Consider the following 14,936-nt stretch of genomic DNA (forward strand, 5'->3'; position numbering starts at 1 on the left):
ACGGGGGTGTCAGCCGAGCAGACGGTCGACAGAGCCGTACGACAGATCGGGGGCGGGTACGGGCTGGGCAGGCGCGGTCCGGCAGGTGAAGCCGAGTCGGACCAGCGCCCGGACCATCTCCGCGGCGGTGAAGTCACGGGGGTCCTGGCGGGTGATGACCACTCCCACCTGCTTGACGGGATACACCCGGTCCCCGATGACGGCACAAGCACCCGTCACGGGCTCGGGCTGCACATTCTCCATCGACATCTCCACCCCGGCCTTGGACAGGTCGAAGGGGAAACGGGCAATCACACAGCGCATGGTGCCTCACCAGGGTCGGAGCGGATCCGGGGCGGGTGGAACGGAAACGGGAACGGAGAGGGGCCCGCACCCAAGGTGCGGGCCCCTGTTTCGCCGTATGCGCGTAAAGAGCGTGTGTGCTGGGACGCGGGTCCGGAGGGTCAGGCGGGGACGATGTTCTCCGCCTGCGGGCCCTTCTGGCCCTGCACGACGTCGAAGGTCACCTTCTGGCCTTCCTGCAGCTCGCGGAAGCCCTGGGTGGCGATGTTCGAGTAGTGGGCGAAGACGTCCGGGCCGCCGCCCTCCTGCTCGATGAAGCCGAAGCCCTTTTCCGCGTTGAACCACTTCACAGTGCCGGTGGCCATGTGTTTTCTCCTGTAGGCAGTGCTGGAACCCGCACCTCGCGGACTCCTTCATCGCTGTGATGATCACCTGCCCCGGAAACCCGGTAAGAATGGCAACCACAACTGCAACTGAGATTCAGCCTAGCACGGAACAAATCGACGACAAGAAAAGGACAGAAGGCGGAAAAGAAAACGGCGGGCACCTCGGAAAACGCTTTTCGGAGCCGGTCGAATTTCTGTTCCGGCGCCGTCAGATTTTCACTCGCCGCGGCGCAGTTCCTCGTTGGCACGCAGGGCGTCGGCCAGCTGGTCCTCGAGGCCGATGATCCGGCAGGCCGCCTCGATCGGAGTGCCCTGGTCGACCACGTCGCGGGCCCGCGCGGCCAGGCGCAGCTGGTGGCGCGAGTAGCGGCGGTGCCCGCCCTCGGACCGCTTCGGCGTGATCAACCCGGCCTCTCCGAGGGCCCGCAGGAACCCGGGGGTGACACCGATCATTTCCGCGGCGCGGCCCATGGTGTACGCGGGGTGGTGGTCGTCGTCGAGCCGGGCGACGGCGTGCGACCGGTCTTCCGTTGGCATGCCTGCCTTCCCGCGGACCGCCGAGCGTCACGGCCCGCAACAAGGAGCTGGTTCCCGTACCAGAACTCTAGTCGCCCCTGCGGAAATCCTCCCGCGGCGGGCGCAGAATGCCCGCCGCCTTCAGCGGAGCACCAGGAGGCGGCGCGGAGCGAAACGCGATGCTCCGCGGCCCTCGGCGGGGAGGCTGCGCCAGCCCCAGGACAGCAGTGCCTTGTAGGCGTCCACGTCGTCGCGGTCGACGACCGTGACGCCGAGGGTCGCGGTGTGATCGCTGAGCAGCCGCTTCTGCAGGCGCCGGGCGAGGTTCCACTCGCGGCTCTGGTCCTGGGTGCGCACCCGTCGCTCCACGAGGATGTCGGCGATCGCGAAGAGCCTGCCGAGGGCGGCGAGGCGGAACAGGTTCTCCGGGAGATACTCGTCGAGATCCTGCCACCAGGGCCCGTCACCGCGCACGAAGAAGCCGTACGCACATCCCGTGAGCACCGTGGCGCCCGCGGGAGAGGCGTTCTCCGCCACGAGCAGCTCGAACCCCGGCCGCCGCACATGGCCTGCGAGCCGTCGCCGGAAGGCGGCGCGCCGGTCCGGGTCCGACGGGTCCGAGTCCTCCGGCTCGCTCGACAAGGTGTGCGAGTACAGCTCGCCGAGCTCCGGCATGCGGTCGGCGATCTGGCGCCGGGTCAGCGGACGGACGAGCTCACCCGCCTCGGGCGACGGTCCCTGCCGGTGCCGGACCGGTTCCCTGGCGTGGGCAGTCGCCGGGCGGGCCGGCGTGTTCGCAGTCATGGGGCGAACCCTGCTCCGAGCCCGGACGGGTCCGGCCCGGCGTCGTCGTTCGCCGAGAACGGCGCCGGCGCGTGAGCCGGCACACGAAGAACCCTCGGTGCTTTCGAGCCTACGCCCGCCGCCGTGGCAGGCTTCGCCTGAGGACTGTGCTCCGGCGAAGCCGTCGCTCGTCCGGGCGGGCGGTGTGGTGCCGTCGTACGCGATACGCGCAGGTCTTGTGGTGGTCGGGGCAGGGGGACGGAGGCGCTATAGGCTCCCCGCGTGCCGATCATGAGCGAGTTGTCCACGGATGCAAATCAGCAACTTCGTTTCGCTCTGCTCGGGCCGCTCCAGGCCTGGCGGGGTGATGAGTGTCTGGAGCTCGGGCCGGTGCGCGAACAGGCCCTGCTGGCCTGTCTGTTGCTACGGCCGGGCAGGACGGTAAGTCGGCAGCAACTGCTCGGCGGGGTGTGGGGTCCGGAGCCTCCCGGCACCGGCGACAAGGTGATTCCGGTCTATGTGCATCGGTTACGCCGGCGTCTCGATGCACCCGTCATCGAGACAATTCCCGGTGGCTATCGTTTCGCCCCCGCGAGCGCGGCAGTGGACGTGGCGCGGTGCGAGGAGATCGCTGCCGAAGGGCGTTCCGCGCGGGAGGCCGGGGATCTCGGCGCCGCGGCGGAGGCGTGGTCCAGGGCACTGGAGCTGTTTCGCGGTGAGCCCTTGGCCGGGGTTCCCGGACCCTTCGCGGAGGGGGAGCGGTTGCGGCTGGCGGAGCGGCGGCTGGTGCTGGTGCAGGAGAAAGTGGACTGCCAGCTGCGGGTGGGGCAGCACGCCGACGCCGTGGGTGAGTTGTACTCCCTCACCACCGCCCACCCCTACAACGAGGCGCTCGCCGCCGTGCTCATGCGCGCCCTGCATGCCGGGAACCGGCAGGCCGACGCGCTGGACGTCTACGCCGCGGTGCGCCGCCGGCTGGTGGACGAGCAGGGGGTGGAGCCCGGCGCGGAACTGCGGCGGGTGCACGAGGCGGTTCTCCGCGGTGACGACGCGTTCCTGCTCGGCACCACCACCGCCGCCGTACCGATCGGGCCAAGCCGTCACAAGCGCCCTCCACGCCATGAACTGCCTGTTGAAATCGGCAACTTCACGGGGCGGGAGCGAGAGCTCGGGCTTCTCGCCACGCCCGCCGACGCACGAGTGGTCAGCGTCCGGGCGGTGGACGGCATGGCCGGGGTCGGGAAGACCGCCCTGGTGGTGCGGGCGGCCCGGGCGCTGCGGGACCGGTATCCGGACGGCTGTCTGTTCGTGGAGCTGCACGGGCACCGCGAGGACCGTGAGGCGGCGGGGCGGCAGCGGGTGCTGCGGCGGTTGCTGAGGGCGGTGGGTGCCGGTGAGGGACAGGACTCCGAGGACCTGGACGAGCTGGCCGCGTCGTGGCGGGCGGCGACCGCCTCCCTGCGCCTGCTCGTCGTGCTCGACGACGCCGCCCGCGCCGAGCAGGTGCGCCCGCTGCTGCCCGCCGGTCCCGGCAGCATGGTGCTGGTGACCAGCCGCCGGCGCCTGACCGGGCTGGACGCGGACCGCAGGATCTCGCTCTCCCCCCTCGGCATCGACGAGGCGGCGGGGCTGCTGACCCGCATCGTCGGCGGCGACGGCTCCGACCGCGAGCGTGCTGCCGTACGCGAACTGGCCACGCTGTGCGACCGGCTCCCGCTGGCGCTGCGCATCGTCGGGGCACGGATACAGGACCGTCCGTTATGGGCGGTGGAGGACCTGGTGGCACGGCTGGCCGACGGCGAGCGCCGGCTCGACGAGCTCGCCGTGGAGGACCGCAGCGTCGAAGCCGCGTTCCGGATCTCCTACGACCAGCTGCCGGCCCCCGAGCAGCGTGCCTTCCGCGCCCTGGGCCTGTCCCCCACCGTGCGGCTGGACCGGCTGACGCTGGCCGCCCTGCTCGACGGGACTCCCCCCGAGGCCGGGCGCCGCCTGGAGAGCCTGGCCGACGCGAGTCTGGTGCAGCGGGTGACCGCCGACCGCTACCGGCTGCACGACCTGGTGGCGGCCTACGCCCGACGCGTCGCCGTCGCCTCGCCCGACGAGGACGCGGCGGGCCGCAGCGGTGTGTTCCGGCTGTATGCGGCCGCCGCCCGCTGCGCCAGCGACTGGGGCACCTCCTCCCCGACCGGCCCTCGCGGCACCGGGCCCTTCGCGGACTGGGAGGAGGCCACGGTCTGGCTGGACGCTGCGGGCGGCGAACTGGTCGACGTGATCGGCCGCGCGGCGGCCACGGACCATCTGGACGAGGCCTGCTGGATCGCCGAGGGCGTGGTCGACTACCTCACCCGGCAGGGCCGCTTCCACGAGTGCCGCACCGCACTGGAGATGCTGCTGCCGCTGGCCGGCCGGGCCGCCGACCGGCGGATGGTCTCCGCACTGCGCACCGGCCTGGGCATGATGTACGGGCTGCAGGGCCGCTACGAGCAGGCGCGCGCCTGCTTCACCGAGGCCCTGGACATCAGCCGCCGGGCCGGTGACCCGCGGGAGCAGGCCATGGCCGCGGCCGGTCTCGGGACGTTTGCGAATTTGGCGGGACGGATAGCGGAGTCCATGACCCACTTCGCCGAAGTCGCCCGCTTGGTGGGCGAGTTGGCGGACGACGACTGGCTCACGGGGTCGGTCATGACCCGCGTCGGCGACATCCACCACCAACTCGGCGAGTACGACAAGGCGTACGACCGCTATCTGGATGCCATCGCCGTCGCCGAGAAGACGGGCAGTCCCAGGCTGCACGGCAAGACACTGCTCCGCCTGGGCGGTCTCCAACTCGACCTCGGCCGGCCCGCCGAGGCAGTGGGCACGCTCGGGAAGGCCGAGGATCTGGCCAGGCGGCTCGGGGACGTCCCCCTGTACTCCGCCGTCCTCGGCAGGCTGGCCACGGCCGAGGCGAACCTGGGCAACCTGCAGGCGGCGAGCGAACTCCGCAACCGGTCGCGCGCGATGCTGGACGAACAGACCGGCACGGCATCGGAGATCGCGATACGCCACCGGCTGATCTGGCACGGCGCCGTGGCCGAGGACCTGGCGGGGGCGCGGGACTTCTTCGAGCGGGGCACGGCGCTTCCGGATGCCGACGCCAATCGGGCAAGGATCTCGCGGGTGTTGGACGACATCGGGCGTCGGCGTGGGGGCCGGTAACTCCTCGGCCAGCCCGTCGGACGGATGCGGCCCGGCCGAATTGTGGTCGGCCGGGCCGCTCCCCCGTCCCCCGGTTCCCTGTCCCCCGTCCCCCGTTCCCCCTTCCGCCAGGAGCCCTACACGGGGCTCCCGTCGGCGTTCCTCCACTGGACCCCGTCCTTGCCGTGGTCGGCGAGGGTCTGGGGGATGACGAACTGCGGGTACTTCGGGTGCAGGTCGAAGTAGTGGGGAGCGTTCAGCGGGGACCTCAGGTCGCACACCGGGTCGGCGGTGATGCAGTACCGCGTGACCGGAATGCCGTTGAACTCCGCCGGGCCGGCGCCGGGCAGGGTGGCCACGCCGGGGATGCCCAACCCCTTGGGGAAATGCGCCCCGAGGCCGGTGTCGGGCTGCATCGGGTCGGCGTAGAGCATGCCGTCGACCTGGGAGAGCGGAATGCCGGAGCTGCCGCTCGCGATCGTCTGGAGCACCCGGTCCGCGGCCTGTGCGCCCTGGGAGTAGCCGGTGATCGTGAGCGTGGCGTCCGGGTGCAGGCGGTGGGTCTCCCGTGCCGCCTCCAGCCCCTTCTCGTAGCCGATCTGCACGCTGGCGTCGTAGGTCGGTGCGGTGAGGGCGTCGGGGTTCGGTGTCGTGCCGTCGATGAGCGGGCCGTGGGGGCCGATGATCGGGCCGGCGGTGGCCGGGTAGCACACCTTGATCGCGGAGCCGGCGGGGAGAGTCCCGTTCACGAAGTCGTAGGACCTTGTGGTGGTCGCGCAACCGTCCTTGTTGTCCGTGGCGCCGGTACCGCCGATCTCTATGTAGTAGTGCTCCGCGTCGGCCGCGTGCGCGGCGGCGGGGAACGCCACGGCGGTGCCGGCAGCCAGCGCCGCCGTCATGACCGCGGCGCGAACAACCCGTGCCATCCTGCTCGTTTGCGACATTGCCTGATCTCCCCCTGAGGTCGTGGACGTGCTCGGAAACGAACACTCCAGACGCTAGGAACGGGTGATCACATCGCAATGACATGTCGATGACTGCGCAGGTGGCAGCCGCCCGGACAGGTGTTCACGGCCCGGGCGCCGCGTCCTTCCACACGGTGTGGAAGGCCAGCCGCAGGCAGCCCGCGAGCGCCGGGTGCTCGATGAAGAGCGTGGTGGTGGAACCGGCGCCGGCCACCGGGTCGGGCATGTCGCACAGGACGAGGGAGGCGTCGGCTATGACGAGTTTCAGCGGCAGTTCGGGAGCGAAGCGGGCTTCCTCCCCGGCGGCGGCGAAGCGCCGTACGTGCTCGACCGTCTCGGGGTCGTCCAGGGCGTCGTCGAGGTAGATCGCCCGGACGGTGCCGCCCGCCCGGTGGATCCGGTCGACCACCGCCAGGCCCTCCGTGTTCTCGGCGGGGGCGACGAACGGCGGTTTGCAGAAGGTGAGAAGTTCGTGCCGCGCCTGCCGCTGGATGTCGGCGAAGCGCTCGGCGATCGCCTTCGGGTCGCGCAGGATCTCGATGTAGTCCAGCGGATCGGTCTGCTCCCGCCCCTGGGACCACAGCGGCTGCAGGACACCGGCCAGCCCCTGCGAGACCCGCTCCAAGCGGTCGACGGACTCGCGTTGCAGCGCCATCAGCCGGGCGAGGGCCAGCTCGGGCGTGACGGCGGAGTACGTGGCCACGCGACCGGGGTGCGAGGTGGCCAACTGCCGCCGTACCAGCGCATCCAGCACGTCGTAGACGCGTTGGCGCGGCACGTCGGCCTCCCGGGCTACCTCGGCGGCCGTGTAGGAACCACGCCTGACGAGTGCCAGGTAGACCCGAGCCTCGTACCGGGCCAGGCCCAGGGACATCAGGTCGTTGATGGTTCCGTCTTCAAGCTCCATGGCTGCACAAGGTACCTGTCGGCGTCGAGGAGTTGGGAGGCAAGGTTTTACCAACTCGCGCTGTTCTCTTCGGCAAACGGTCAATAACCTCGTCTACAGCCACCACTGACCGGGGTGGCAACACCAACAGGATGCCCGAACAACCGGCTTCACCCGGCACCCCCAATGGAAACCGCTTGTCATGCACGTGACATCGCTTCCAGCCGCCGTCGTGGAGCCACCCATCCCCCCACGGAGGGCAGTTCATTGAGTTCCCATCGCAGAAGGAAACTGATACGCCGCGGTGCCCCGGCACTGCTGTCGGCAGCGGCTCTGATAACCGGCGGCCTGGCCGTCGCCGCGCAGTCCTCGGCCTTCGCGACGACGTCCACCACGGCGTCTTCCCCGGCCTCCACGGTGCACACGCACCGGCTCTGTTCGCAGCCGAGCAAGCCCGGCTACATGGCATGTCAGGCAGAGGTCCGCACCGACCTCAAGTCGCAGAAGTCCCTCGGCCGCCAGGACACCCCCAAGGGCTTCGGCCCGGCCGACCTGCAGGCCGCCTACAACCTGCCCAAGGACGGCGGCAAGGACGCCACCGTCGCGATCGTCGACGCCAACGACGACCCGAACGCCGAGAAGGACCTGGCGGCCTACCGCTCCCAGTACGGCCTGCCGGAGTGCTCCACCGCCAACGGCTGCTTCAAGAAGATCGACCAAGACGGCGGCACCAACTACCCGGCCCCCGACGCCGGTTGGGCCGGGGAGATCTCCCTCGACGTCGACATGGTCAGCGCGGCCTGCCCGCAGTGCAAGATCCTGCTCGTCGAGGCCAAGTCCGCCAACATGGACGACCTCGGCGCGGCCGTGAACCAGGCCGTCAAGCAGGGCGCCAAGTACGTCTCCAACAGCTACGGCGGCGGCGAGGAAGCCGCGGACACGACCTCGGACGACCAGTACTTCAAGCACCCCGGCGTCGCCATCACCGTCAGCTCCGGCGACAGCGGCTACGGCGTCGAGTACCCGGCCGCCTCGCAGTACGTCACCGCTGTCGGCGGCACCTCGCTCAAGAAGGACAGCAGCACCCGCGGCTACTCCGAGTCCGTCTGGGGCAAGGCCGCCGGCGGCGACGGAGCGGGCTCGGGCTGCTCGGCGTATGACGCCAAGCCGTCCTGGCAGAAGGACAGCGGCTGCGCCAAGCGCGCCGTCGCCGACGTCGCAGCCGTGGCCGACCCGGCCACCGGTCTCGCTGTCTACGACACCTACCAGGCCAGCGGCTGGAACGTGTACGGCGGCACCAGCGCCTCCTCGCCGTTCATCGCCGGCGTGTACGCCCTCGCGGGCACCCCGGGCTCGGGTGACGTTCCGGCCTCGTACCCCTACGCCCACGCGGACAAGCTGAACGACGTCACCGACGGCGCCAACGGGTCCTGCAGCGACTACCTGTGCAAGGCGGGCAAGGGTTACGACGGCCCGACGGGCCTGGGTACCCCGAACGGTGTCGCGGCCTTCACCAAGTAGCCGGGCAGCCAAGTAGTCCCAACAGAACAGCAGTTGCTTCGCCCCGTCGGTCGATCCGGCGGGGCGAAGTGCTGCGCGCACTCCTGTCGCGTCACCAGTTGACGGCGTCGTCCATCGACTGCTGCCAGTACGTCACCTTGAGCGAGTCGTCGACGTAGACGCCCTTCGCGGGCAGTGACGGGTGGGCGCCCTTGCCGACGCTCCCGCTCATGGAGCGGCCGTAGAAGTAGACGCTCAGGGACTTCGAGGTGTAGCCGTCCGATCCGCTGCCGTCGGTGGCGGACAGGCTGATGGCCGCGTATCCGGACTGGCCCGGCTCGAGCGTGACGACCGCCTGCGGCTGCGAGTCCTCGATGACCGGAGGCACGGACTGGGCCTGGCCGAACTGGACGGCCGGGTAGCCGTAGAGGAAGCAGGTCCTGGAACCGGTGTTGGTCACCGTGAGCAGCATGTGGTTCACGGGGCGGGTCAGCGGGGCAGCGACCGTCTTGGTGTTGGAACCCTCGCAGGTGACCGGCTTGCTGGAGGAGGTGCTCCCGCCGGACGCCTTCGACGCGGAGATGTGCGTGGCCCCGGTGGCCTTCGGGGCGGAGGAGCCGGAGCCCGCAGCGGACGACGAAGAAGAAGAGGAAGAAGAAGAGGGAGAAGCGGACGCCGAAGGGGTGGACGAAGAGGAGTTCGCGGTCGGCGTGGTGGCCGCCGAGGCTCCCTCGGCCTTGACGCCCGTGCCGTTGTTGCACGCGGTCAGGGAGAGCGCGGCGAGAACGACGGTCGCGGCGGCGCCGACGAGCCGGGTGCGGGAGGTGCGGAGGTTGGACATGTTGCTGTGCCCCTTCGGTGTTCGGGTGGCGGTGGTGATTGGATGACCGAAGCTTGTGAGGTGATCCGTCCCAACCGCCACGGACAGCGGGGAGTTGGGGACGCTGGAACACCGAAACGCGTTCTGACCAGGGGGAACGAAGTGGTCCTGGAACGCGGGACTGGAACACGAGGGGATGGGGAAACGGGTGCCAGGGGCAACAGGGGCCGACGGAACGGAGCCGTTCGCGCAGCTGCTGCGGGAGCTCAAGGACCGCTCCGGACTGAGCTACGGGACGCTCGCCAAGCGGCTGCACATGAGCACGTCGACGCTGCACCGCTACTGCAACGGCACCGCGGTGCCCGTCGAGTACGCACCGGTGGAGCGCCTGGCGAGGGTCTGCCGGGCGACGCCGGAGGAGCTGGTGGAGCTGCACCGGCGCTGGATCCTGGCGGACGCGGCACGCGGGAGCCGGGCGGAACAGGTCACGGTGGATCCGGGCCCGTCGGCAACGCCCGCACCGGACGCGGGCGATGACGACGAGGGGACCGATGAGCCCGAGCGGACCGATGAGCCCGTCGTCGTCGACATGCCGCGCCAGGCCGCGCCGCCCCGCCGTCGCCGTACCGTCCTGATCGCCGCCGTCGCGGTGGCCGCCGTGCTGGGAGCCGTCGCGCTCACCGTGCCGTTCAACGGCGGGCACGACACGGGTGGCGATCGGGCAGCCGGTGACACCGCTCTCGCCACCGGTACGCCGGACACCGCGAGCCCGTCCGACTCCCCGTCCCCGAGCGCGACGGGACACAAGCCGTCCGCACCGGCCTCCGCGGGCGCCACCGGGTCCCCGGCCGCTTCACAGAGCGGCGGCAAGCGCAGCGGGGGCGGGCAGGCCGACGGCGGCGCCTCCGGCGCCGTCCCGCTCACCGTCGGCACCCGTCCCTACGTCTACGACCAGCCGTGCAGCCAGCACTTCCTCGTCGACAGCGGACCCGATCAGGTCGGCCCGCCGGCGAGCGAGCCGGACGCCCCGCGCTGGGCCGCCGCCTACGGGGCGGTGTCCTCGGGCCAGCAGGAGGTCGCCCTCACCGTCCAGGGCACCGGCGCGGAGACCGTCGTCCTGGAGGCGCTGCACGTACGCGTCCTCTCCGTGAGCGCGCCGCCCGCCTGGAACAACTACGCGATGGGCAGCGGCTGCGGCGGTGGCGTCGAGACCAAGTCGTTCGACGTCGACCTCGACCAGGGCAGTCCCGCGGTCACCGTCAAGGGAGGCCAGCGCGACTTCCCGTACAAGGTGAGCGAGTCCGACCCGGAGGTCTTCTACGTCGTCGCCCACACCAAGGCCCATGACATCCGCTGGGACCTCACCCTGGACTGGTCCAGCGGCAGCCGCCGGGGCACGGTCCACATCGACAACGCCGGCACCCCGTTCCGCACCAGCTCCAACGTGGGCCGCCCGTCCTACGTCTACCCGCTGGGCGGCAGCGAGTGGATCAAAGAGGAAAGCTGACCTCAATCGGGAGGTAAAGGGTTCGGCATCGTCCCTTCAATGACCTTGAACTGTGCATGACTCATTCGATGAGATGCGCGAAGACCATTTCGAGATCACTTCGTGAGACCGAGACCACTTCGCGAACCCGTCGCGAATCCTCTTCGTGAGACTCCGAACCCAGGGGGATCCATGCACATAGCCCGAATCGGGCTGGGCGTCGCGGCTGCCACGTCCGTCGCCGCCCTCGCGGTCACCGCACTGGCGACCGCCGCGCCCGCCGCCGTACCGCACACCCTGGCGGTACCGGCCGTCGCCGGGCACAACCTGGTCCACGGTGTGAGCAGCCCGCTGACCAGCGAGCAGTGCCAGGCCAAGTGGCACATCAACTGCTACACCCCGCTCCAGTACCGCAAGGCGTACGACCTCAACCCGCTGTACAAGAAGGGCATTACGGGCAAGGGGCGCACGATCGTCATCGTCGACTCGTACGGTTCTCCGACCGTGCAGCACGACCTCGACGTCTACAGCAGGCAGTTCGGTCTGCCCAGCACCAAGGTGAAGGTCGTCAAGTGGGGGCACGTCCCCGCCTTCGACCCCAAGAACTCCGACATGACCGGCTGGGCGGGCGAGACCACCCTGGACGTCGAGATGGCGCACGCGGTGGCACCCGCCGCCAAGATCGTCGTGGTGGAGACGGCGGTCTCCGAGACCGAGGGCACCACCGGTCTGCCGGAGATGATGGACGCCGAGAAGTACCTGATCGACCACAACGTCGGCGACGTCATCAGCCAGAGCTTCGGCGCCACGGAGAACACGTTCCCCGGTTTCAGCAGGGGCGACTTCTCCAGCATCAAGAAGCTGCGGTACGCCTTCCAGGACGCGAACCGCAAGAAGGTGACCGTGCTGGCCGCCTCCGGTGACGGCGGCGCGACCGACCTCAAGCTGGACGGCAAGACGTACTACAAGAAGCGCGTCAACTCCTGGCCGTCCTCGGACCCGCTGGTCACCTCGATCGGCGGCACCCAGCTGCACCTCGACGACAAGGGCGACCGCGTCAAGCCGGACAGCGTCTACAACGACTACGGCTCCGGCGGTGGCGGCCAGTCCCACGTCTTCACCCGCCCGTCCTTCCAGGACGGCGTGAAGAGCAAGGTCGGCACCCGTCGCGGCACCCCGGACATCTCGATGACCGCTGCGGTCAACGGCGGCGCCTGGGTCTACTCCAGCTACGACCCGACGGCCGTCGGCTGGGACGTCAGCGGCGGCACCAGCGAGGCCACCCCGCTGTTCTCGGGCATCGTCGCGCTCGCCGACCAGGCGGCCGGCCACCGGGTGGGCAACATCCAGAAGGCCCTGTACGGCCTCTACGCCCACAACGCCAAGGCCAACGGCGTCGTCGACGTCAACGACGGCACCAACAACAGCTACCAGGGCGTGACCGGCTACAAGGCCGTCAACGGCTACGACCTCGCCACCGGCGTCGGCACGGTGGACGCCCTCAAGTTCGTCCCGGCCCTGGCAAAGGCCAGCCGCGGCTGACACCTCCGGCACGACACGGACGGCCCGGGTTCCGCACCCGGGCCGTTCGCGTTTCAGCCGGGGGCCGTCCGGCGCTCACGCCACCCCGAGAAAGTGCAGCACCGCAAGGACCCGGCGGTGGTCCGCGTCCGCCTTCGGCAGGTCGAGCTTGGCGAAGATGTTGTTGATGTGCTTGGCCACCGCGCTCTCGCTGACTACGAGTTGTTCGGCTATGCCGGCGTTGGACCGGCCGCCCGCCATCAGTTCCAGGACCTCGCGCTCGCGGGGGGTGAGGCGGTCCAGCGGGTCGCTGTGCCGGCGTACCAGCAGCTGGGAGACGACCTGCGGGTCCAGGGCGGTGCCGCCCTCGGCGACCCGGCGCAGGGTGGCCGCGAACTCCTCGACGTCCGCGACCCGTTGCTTGAGCAGGTAGCCGATGCCCGAGGTGTTGGCCGACAGCAGATCGGTCGCGTAGCGCTCCTCCACGTACTGGGAGAGGAGCAGTACGCCGGTCTTCGGCCACTGGCGTTTGACGACCAGCGCGGCCCGTACGCCCTCGTCCGTGAAGCCGGGGGGCATGCGGACGTCCACCACCGCGATGTCCGGGCGGTGCTCCTCCACTGCCGTCAACAGCGCCTCCGCGTCGCCCACTTCGGCGGCCACCTCGAAGCCGGCCATCTCCAGGACCCTGACCACGCCGATCCGGAGCAGTACGGAATCCTCGGCGATCACGGCACGCACGGCAGCTCCACGGTGATGACGGTCGGTCCCCCTGCGGGGCTGTCGACCGACAGCGTGCCATCGACCGAGGCGACCCGCTTGGCCAGCCCCGAAAGTCCGCTGCCGCCGCCGGGTCGGGCGCCGCCCACGCCGTCGTCACGGATGACGACCAGCAGGGTCGTCCCGGCGCGCTCCACCGTGACCTCGGCCTCGGACGCCTCCGCGTGCTTCACCACGTTCGTGAGCGCCTCGGAGACGACGAAGTAGGCGACGGACTCGATCGTGGGCGACAGCCGCCCCGCCAGGTCCACCGTCACCCGGACCGGTACGGGCGCCCGGGCGGCGAGGCCGGAGAGCGCGGCGTCGAGGCCGCGGTCCTCCAGGACGGCCGGGTGCAGCCCCCGTACCAGACTGCTCAGTTCCTCGATCGCCTCCTTCGCCTCCCGGTGTGCCTCGTCGAGCACGCGGCGGGCGTTCTCGGGCAGGTCGCCGAGGGTGGCCCTGGCGATCCCGAGGTTCACGGCCAGGGAGACCAGCCGCTGCTGGGCGCCGTCGTGCAAGTCCCGCTCGATACGCCGCCGTTCGGCGTCGACCGCGTCCACCAGACCCGACCGGCTCTCGGTCAGCACCTCGACCCGGCGCTCCAGCTCCTCGGCACGGCTGGGTCCGAGCAGGACGGTCGCGACACGGGTGTCCAGCCGGGTGAGGACCCCGGACAGCCAGGCCGTCAGGTCCAACAGGCCGATTCCGGCAACCGTGAGGTACGCCGCCCAGGTCGAATACCCGAGGTGCGCCATGCGCCAGTCCAGCGGTACGGCCCAGATCCACACGTAGACCGAGGCGGCGGCGGTCGCGGCGGCCCAGGTCAGCAGCACGCAGAGCTCCGCAAGGGCCAGGAGCGGCCCGTCCACCAGGTGGTACAGGAGCTGCCGCCGCCCCACCGGGGACCGCAGCCACGCGGGCAGCCGGGGCCGCCGTCCCACATACGGCGAAGGGATGTCCACGCCGAGCCGCATGCGGAAGCGGGCACGCTGCACCTCGGTCAGGAGCGGCCCGGCAAGTGCGACAGCGGGCAGCGGCGCGACCAGCGCGAGCAGGACGGCCCCCGCCGATTCCGGGTGGAAGAAGATCCACGGCAGGGCCATGACGACCAGGACACCGAACTGGATCAGCAGACCCGAGGCGAAGAAGGCGGCCTGGTGTCCGGTCCCTCGGAACGGCCGTAGGAGCAGCCCCTGTAAACGGGTGACGGTGCGCATTGGGGAAACGCTACGTGCCCTGGTCAGGGGCGGTCCATGGTGCGAGTGCCCGGCTCGGGGTGCAACTAGTACCACCCCCGGAACGGACAGCTGCGTTACTGACTGTGACCGCCGATCGGCGAAGGCTTGAGGCCGTGGAGGAGAGCCCGAAACGCGAGGAGTCCGAACCGATGAGCATGCTGATGATCCGTCAGGAACAGGTCGCCCGTCAGGAGCAGAGGGCCACCCCCCGTGCGGCCGTGTCGCGGCTCCGCCGCCGGTGCCGCACGGAACACGTCCTCGTCGGCTGCGGGCTGGCCCTGCTGCCCTGGCTGGTCGTGCTGGCGAAGGGCCTGCCCGGTACCGCGGTCGCCGCGCACTGGAACACCGCCTGGGTCGGCCTGGACACCCTGGAGGCGCTGGGCCTGATCGCCACGGGGCTGCTGGCCGCCCGCGGCCACCACCTGCACGCCCTCACGGCCTCCGCCACCGCGACGCTGCTGGTGGTCGACGCCTGGTTCGACACGGTGACGGCGGCCCCGGGCGGGGATCAACTCTCGGCGCTGGCAATGGCGTTCGGCGCGGAGCTGCCGCTGGCGACGGTGTGCGCGGTGCTGGCCGTACGGGGGCTCGCCCGCCGCGCGGCCTGACCGGCA

At 70.6% G+C, this 14,936-nt stretch carries 14 protein-coding genes; 5 read left to right on the forward strand and 9 right to left on the reverse strand.

The window, feature by feature from the left end; all coding sequences use genetic code 11:
* Positions 1-9 precede the first annotated feature (9 nt).
* The 4 genes from ACFY10_RS33860 to ACFY10_RS33875 all read right to left on the reverse strand — a co-directional run bounded on the left by ACFY10_RS33860 (position 10) and on the right by ACFY10_RS33875 (position 1,988).
* Positions 10-303, reverse strand: a complete 294-nt coding sequence (locus ACFY10_RS33860) for an SCO5918 family protein (protein WP_390669058.1) — start codon at positions 301-303, stop codon at positions 10-12.
* Positions 304-443: 140 nt separating this feature from the next.
* Positions 444-647: a cold-shock protein gene (locus ACFY10_RS33865; RefSeq protein WP_390669059.1), complete on the reverse strand. Its 204-nt coding sequence runs from the start codon at positions 645-647 to the stop codon at positions 444-446.
* 237 nt (positions 648-884) lie between these two features.
* Complete coding sequence (locus ACFY10_RS33870; protein WP_390669060.1) at positions 885-1,205, reverse strand: MerR family transcriptional regulator; 321 nt, start codon at positions 1,203-1,205, stop codon at positions 885-887.
* A gap of 120 nt (positions 1,206-1,325) precedes the next feature.
* A complete protein-coding gene (locus tag ACFY10_RS33875; RefSeq protein ID WP_390669061.1) occupies positions 1,326-1,988 on the reverse strand; it encodes a hypothetical protein in 663 nt (220 codons plus the stop codon).
* A gap of 270 nt (positions 1,989-2,258) precedes the next feature.
* Between ACFY10_RS33875 and ACFY10_RS33880 the strand changes: the two genes are divergently transcribed.
* Complete coding sequence (locus ACFY10_RS33880) at positions 2,259-5,165, forward strand: BTAD domain-containing putative transcriptional regulator (RefSeq protein WP_390669266.1); 2,907 nt, start codon at positions 2,259-2,261, stop codon at positions 5,163-5,165.
* Positions 5,166-5,281: 116 nt separating this feature from the next.
* On the opposite strand, the gene ACFY10_RS33885 is transcribed toward ACFY10_RS33880, so the two are convergent.
* Both ACFY10_RS33885 and ACFY10_RS33890 read right to left on the reverse strand, forming a co-directional pair.
* Positions 5,282-6,070: a PE-PPE domain-containing protein gene (locus ACFY10_RS33885; protein WP_390669062.1), complete on the reverse strand. Its 789-nt coding sequence runs from the start codon at positions 6,068-6,070 to the stop codon at positions 5,282-5,284.
* A 142-nt stretch (positions 6,071-6,212) separates the two neighbouring features.
* Positions 6,213-7,016: a TrmB family transcriptional regulator gene (locus ACFY10_RS33890; protein WP_390669063.1), complete on the reverse strand. Its 804-nt coding sequence runs from the start codon at positions 7,014-7,016 to the stop codon at positions 6,213-6,215.
* Between the two features lie 270 nt (positions 7,017-7,286).
* Here ACFY10_RS33890 and ACFY10_RS33895 point away from each other — a divergent pair, with 270 nt between their 5' ends.
* Positions 7,287-8,516, forward strand: a complete 1,230-nt coding sequence (locus ACFY10_RS33895) for a S8 family serine peptidase (RefSeq protein ID WP_390669267.1) — start codon at positions 7,287-7,289, stop codon at positions 8,514-8,516.
* Positions 8,517-8,607: 91 nt separating this feature from the next.
* Here ACFY10_RS33895 and ACFY10_RS33900 read toward each other — a convergent pair whose 3' ends face one another.
* Positions 8,608-9,336, reverse strand: coding sequence for a DUF4232 domain-containing protein (locus tag ACFY10_RS33900; protein WP_390669064.1), 729 nt, complete (start codon positions 9,334-9,336; stop codon positions 8,608-8,610).
* A 187-nt stretch (positions 9,337-9,523) separates the two neighbouring features.
* Here ACFY10_RS33900 and ACFY10_RS33905 point away from each other — a divergent pair, with 187 nt between their 5' ends.
* Positions 9,524-10,822 carry a helix-turn-helix domain-containing protein gene (locus ACFY10_RS33905; RefSeq protein WP_390669065.1) on the forward strand — a complete coding sequence of 433 codons (1,299 nt, stop codon included), beginning with the start codon at positions 9,524-9,526 and terminating at the stop codon, positions 10,820-10,822.
* Between the two features lie 171 nt (positions 10,823-10,993).
* The gene (locus ACFY10_RS33910; protein WP_390669066.1) at positions 10,994-12,343 is read left to right on the forward strand and encodes a S8 family serine peptidase; all 1,350 of its coding nucleotides are present in this window, start codon (positions 10,994-10,996) and stop codon (positions 12,341-12,343) included.
* Between the two features lie 75 nt (positions 12,344-12,418).
* Here the strand turns inward: ACFY10_RS33910 and ACFY10_RS33915 are convergent, their stop codons facing one another.
* Positions 12,419-13,063: a LuxR C-terminal-related transcriptional regulator gene (locus tag ACFY10_RS33915; protein ID WP_390669067.1), complete on the reverse strand. Its 645-nt coding sequence runs from the start codon at positions 13,061-13,063 to the stop codon at positions 12,419-12,421.
* Complete coding sequence (locus ACFY10_RS33920) at positions 13,051-14,301, reverse strand: histidine kinase (protein ID WP_390669068.1); 1,251 nt, start codon at positions 14,299-14,301, stop codon at positions 13,051-13,053. The genes ACFY10_RS33915 and ACFY10_RS33920 overlap by 13 nt, the downstream gene beginning before the upstream one ends.
* Before the next feature lie 170 nt (positions 14,302-14,471).
* Here ACFY10_RS33920 and ACFY10_RS33925 point away from each other — a divergent pair, with 170 nt between their 5' ends.
* Positions 14,472-14,930, forward strand: coding sequence for a hypothetical protein (locus ACFY10_RS33925; RefSeq protein ID WP_390669069.1), 459 nt, complete (start codon positions 14,472-14,474; stop codon positions 14,928-14,930).
* Positions 14,931-14,936 lie beyond the last annotated feature (6 nt).

Source organism: Streptomyces sp. NPDC001401, assembly GCF_042895385.1.
Lineage (GTDB): Bacteria > Actinomycetota > Actinomycetes > Streptomycetales > Streptomycetaceae > Streptomyces.

Coding starts and splice junctions, on each gene's coding strand:
- ACFY10_RS33925 (WP_390669069.1), top strand. CDS start 14,472: ATGAGCATGCTGATGATCCGTCAGGAACAGGTCGCCCGTCAGGAGCAG.
- ACFY10_RS33890 (WP_390669063.1), bottom strand. CDS start 7,016: ATGGAGCTTGAAGACGGAACCATCAACGACCTGATGTCCCTGGGCCTG.
- ACFY10_RS33875 (WP_390669061.1), bottom strand. CDS start 1,988: ATGACTGCGAACACGCCGGCCCGCCCGGCGACTGCCCACGCCAGGGAA.
- ACFY10_RS33885 (WP_390669062.1), bottom strand. CDS start 6,070: ATGGCACGGGTTGTTCGCGCCGCGGTCATGACGGCGGCGCTGGCTGCC.
- ACFY10_RS33910 (WP_390669066.1), top strand. CDS start 10,994: ATGCACATAGCCCGAATCGGGCTGGGCGTCGCGGCTGCCACGTCCGTC.
- ACFY10_RS33880 (WP_390669266.1), top strand. CDS start 2,259: ATGAGCGAGTTGTCCACGGATGCAAATCAGCAACTTCGTTTCGCTCTG.
- ACFY10_RS33900 (WP_390669064.1), bottom strand. CDS start 9,336: ATGTCCAACCTCCGCACCTCCCGCACCCGGCTCGTCGGCGCCGCCGCG.
- ACFY10_RS33865 (WP_390669059.1), bottom strand. CDS start 647: ATGGCCACCGGCACTGTGAAGTGGTTCAACGCGGAAAAGGGCTTCGGC.
- ACFY10_RS33870 (WP_390669060.1), bottom strand. CDS start 1,205: ATGCCAACGGAAGACCGGTCGCACGCCGTCGCCCGGCTCGACGACGAC.
- ACFY10_RS33860 (WP_390669058.1), bottom strand. CDS start 303: ATGCGCTGTGTGATTGCCCGTTTCCCCTTCGACCTGTCCAAGGCCGGG.
- ACFY10_RS33920 (WP_390669068.1), bottom strand. CDS start 14,301: ATGCGCACCGTCACCCGTTTACAGGGGCTGCTCCTACGGCCGTTCCGA.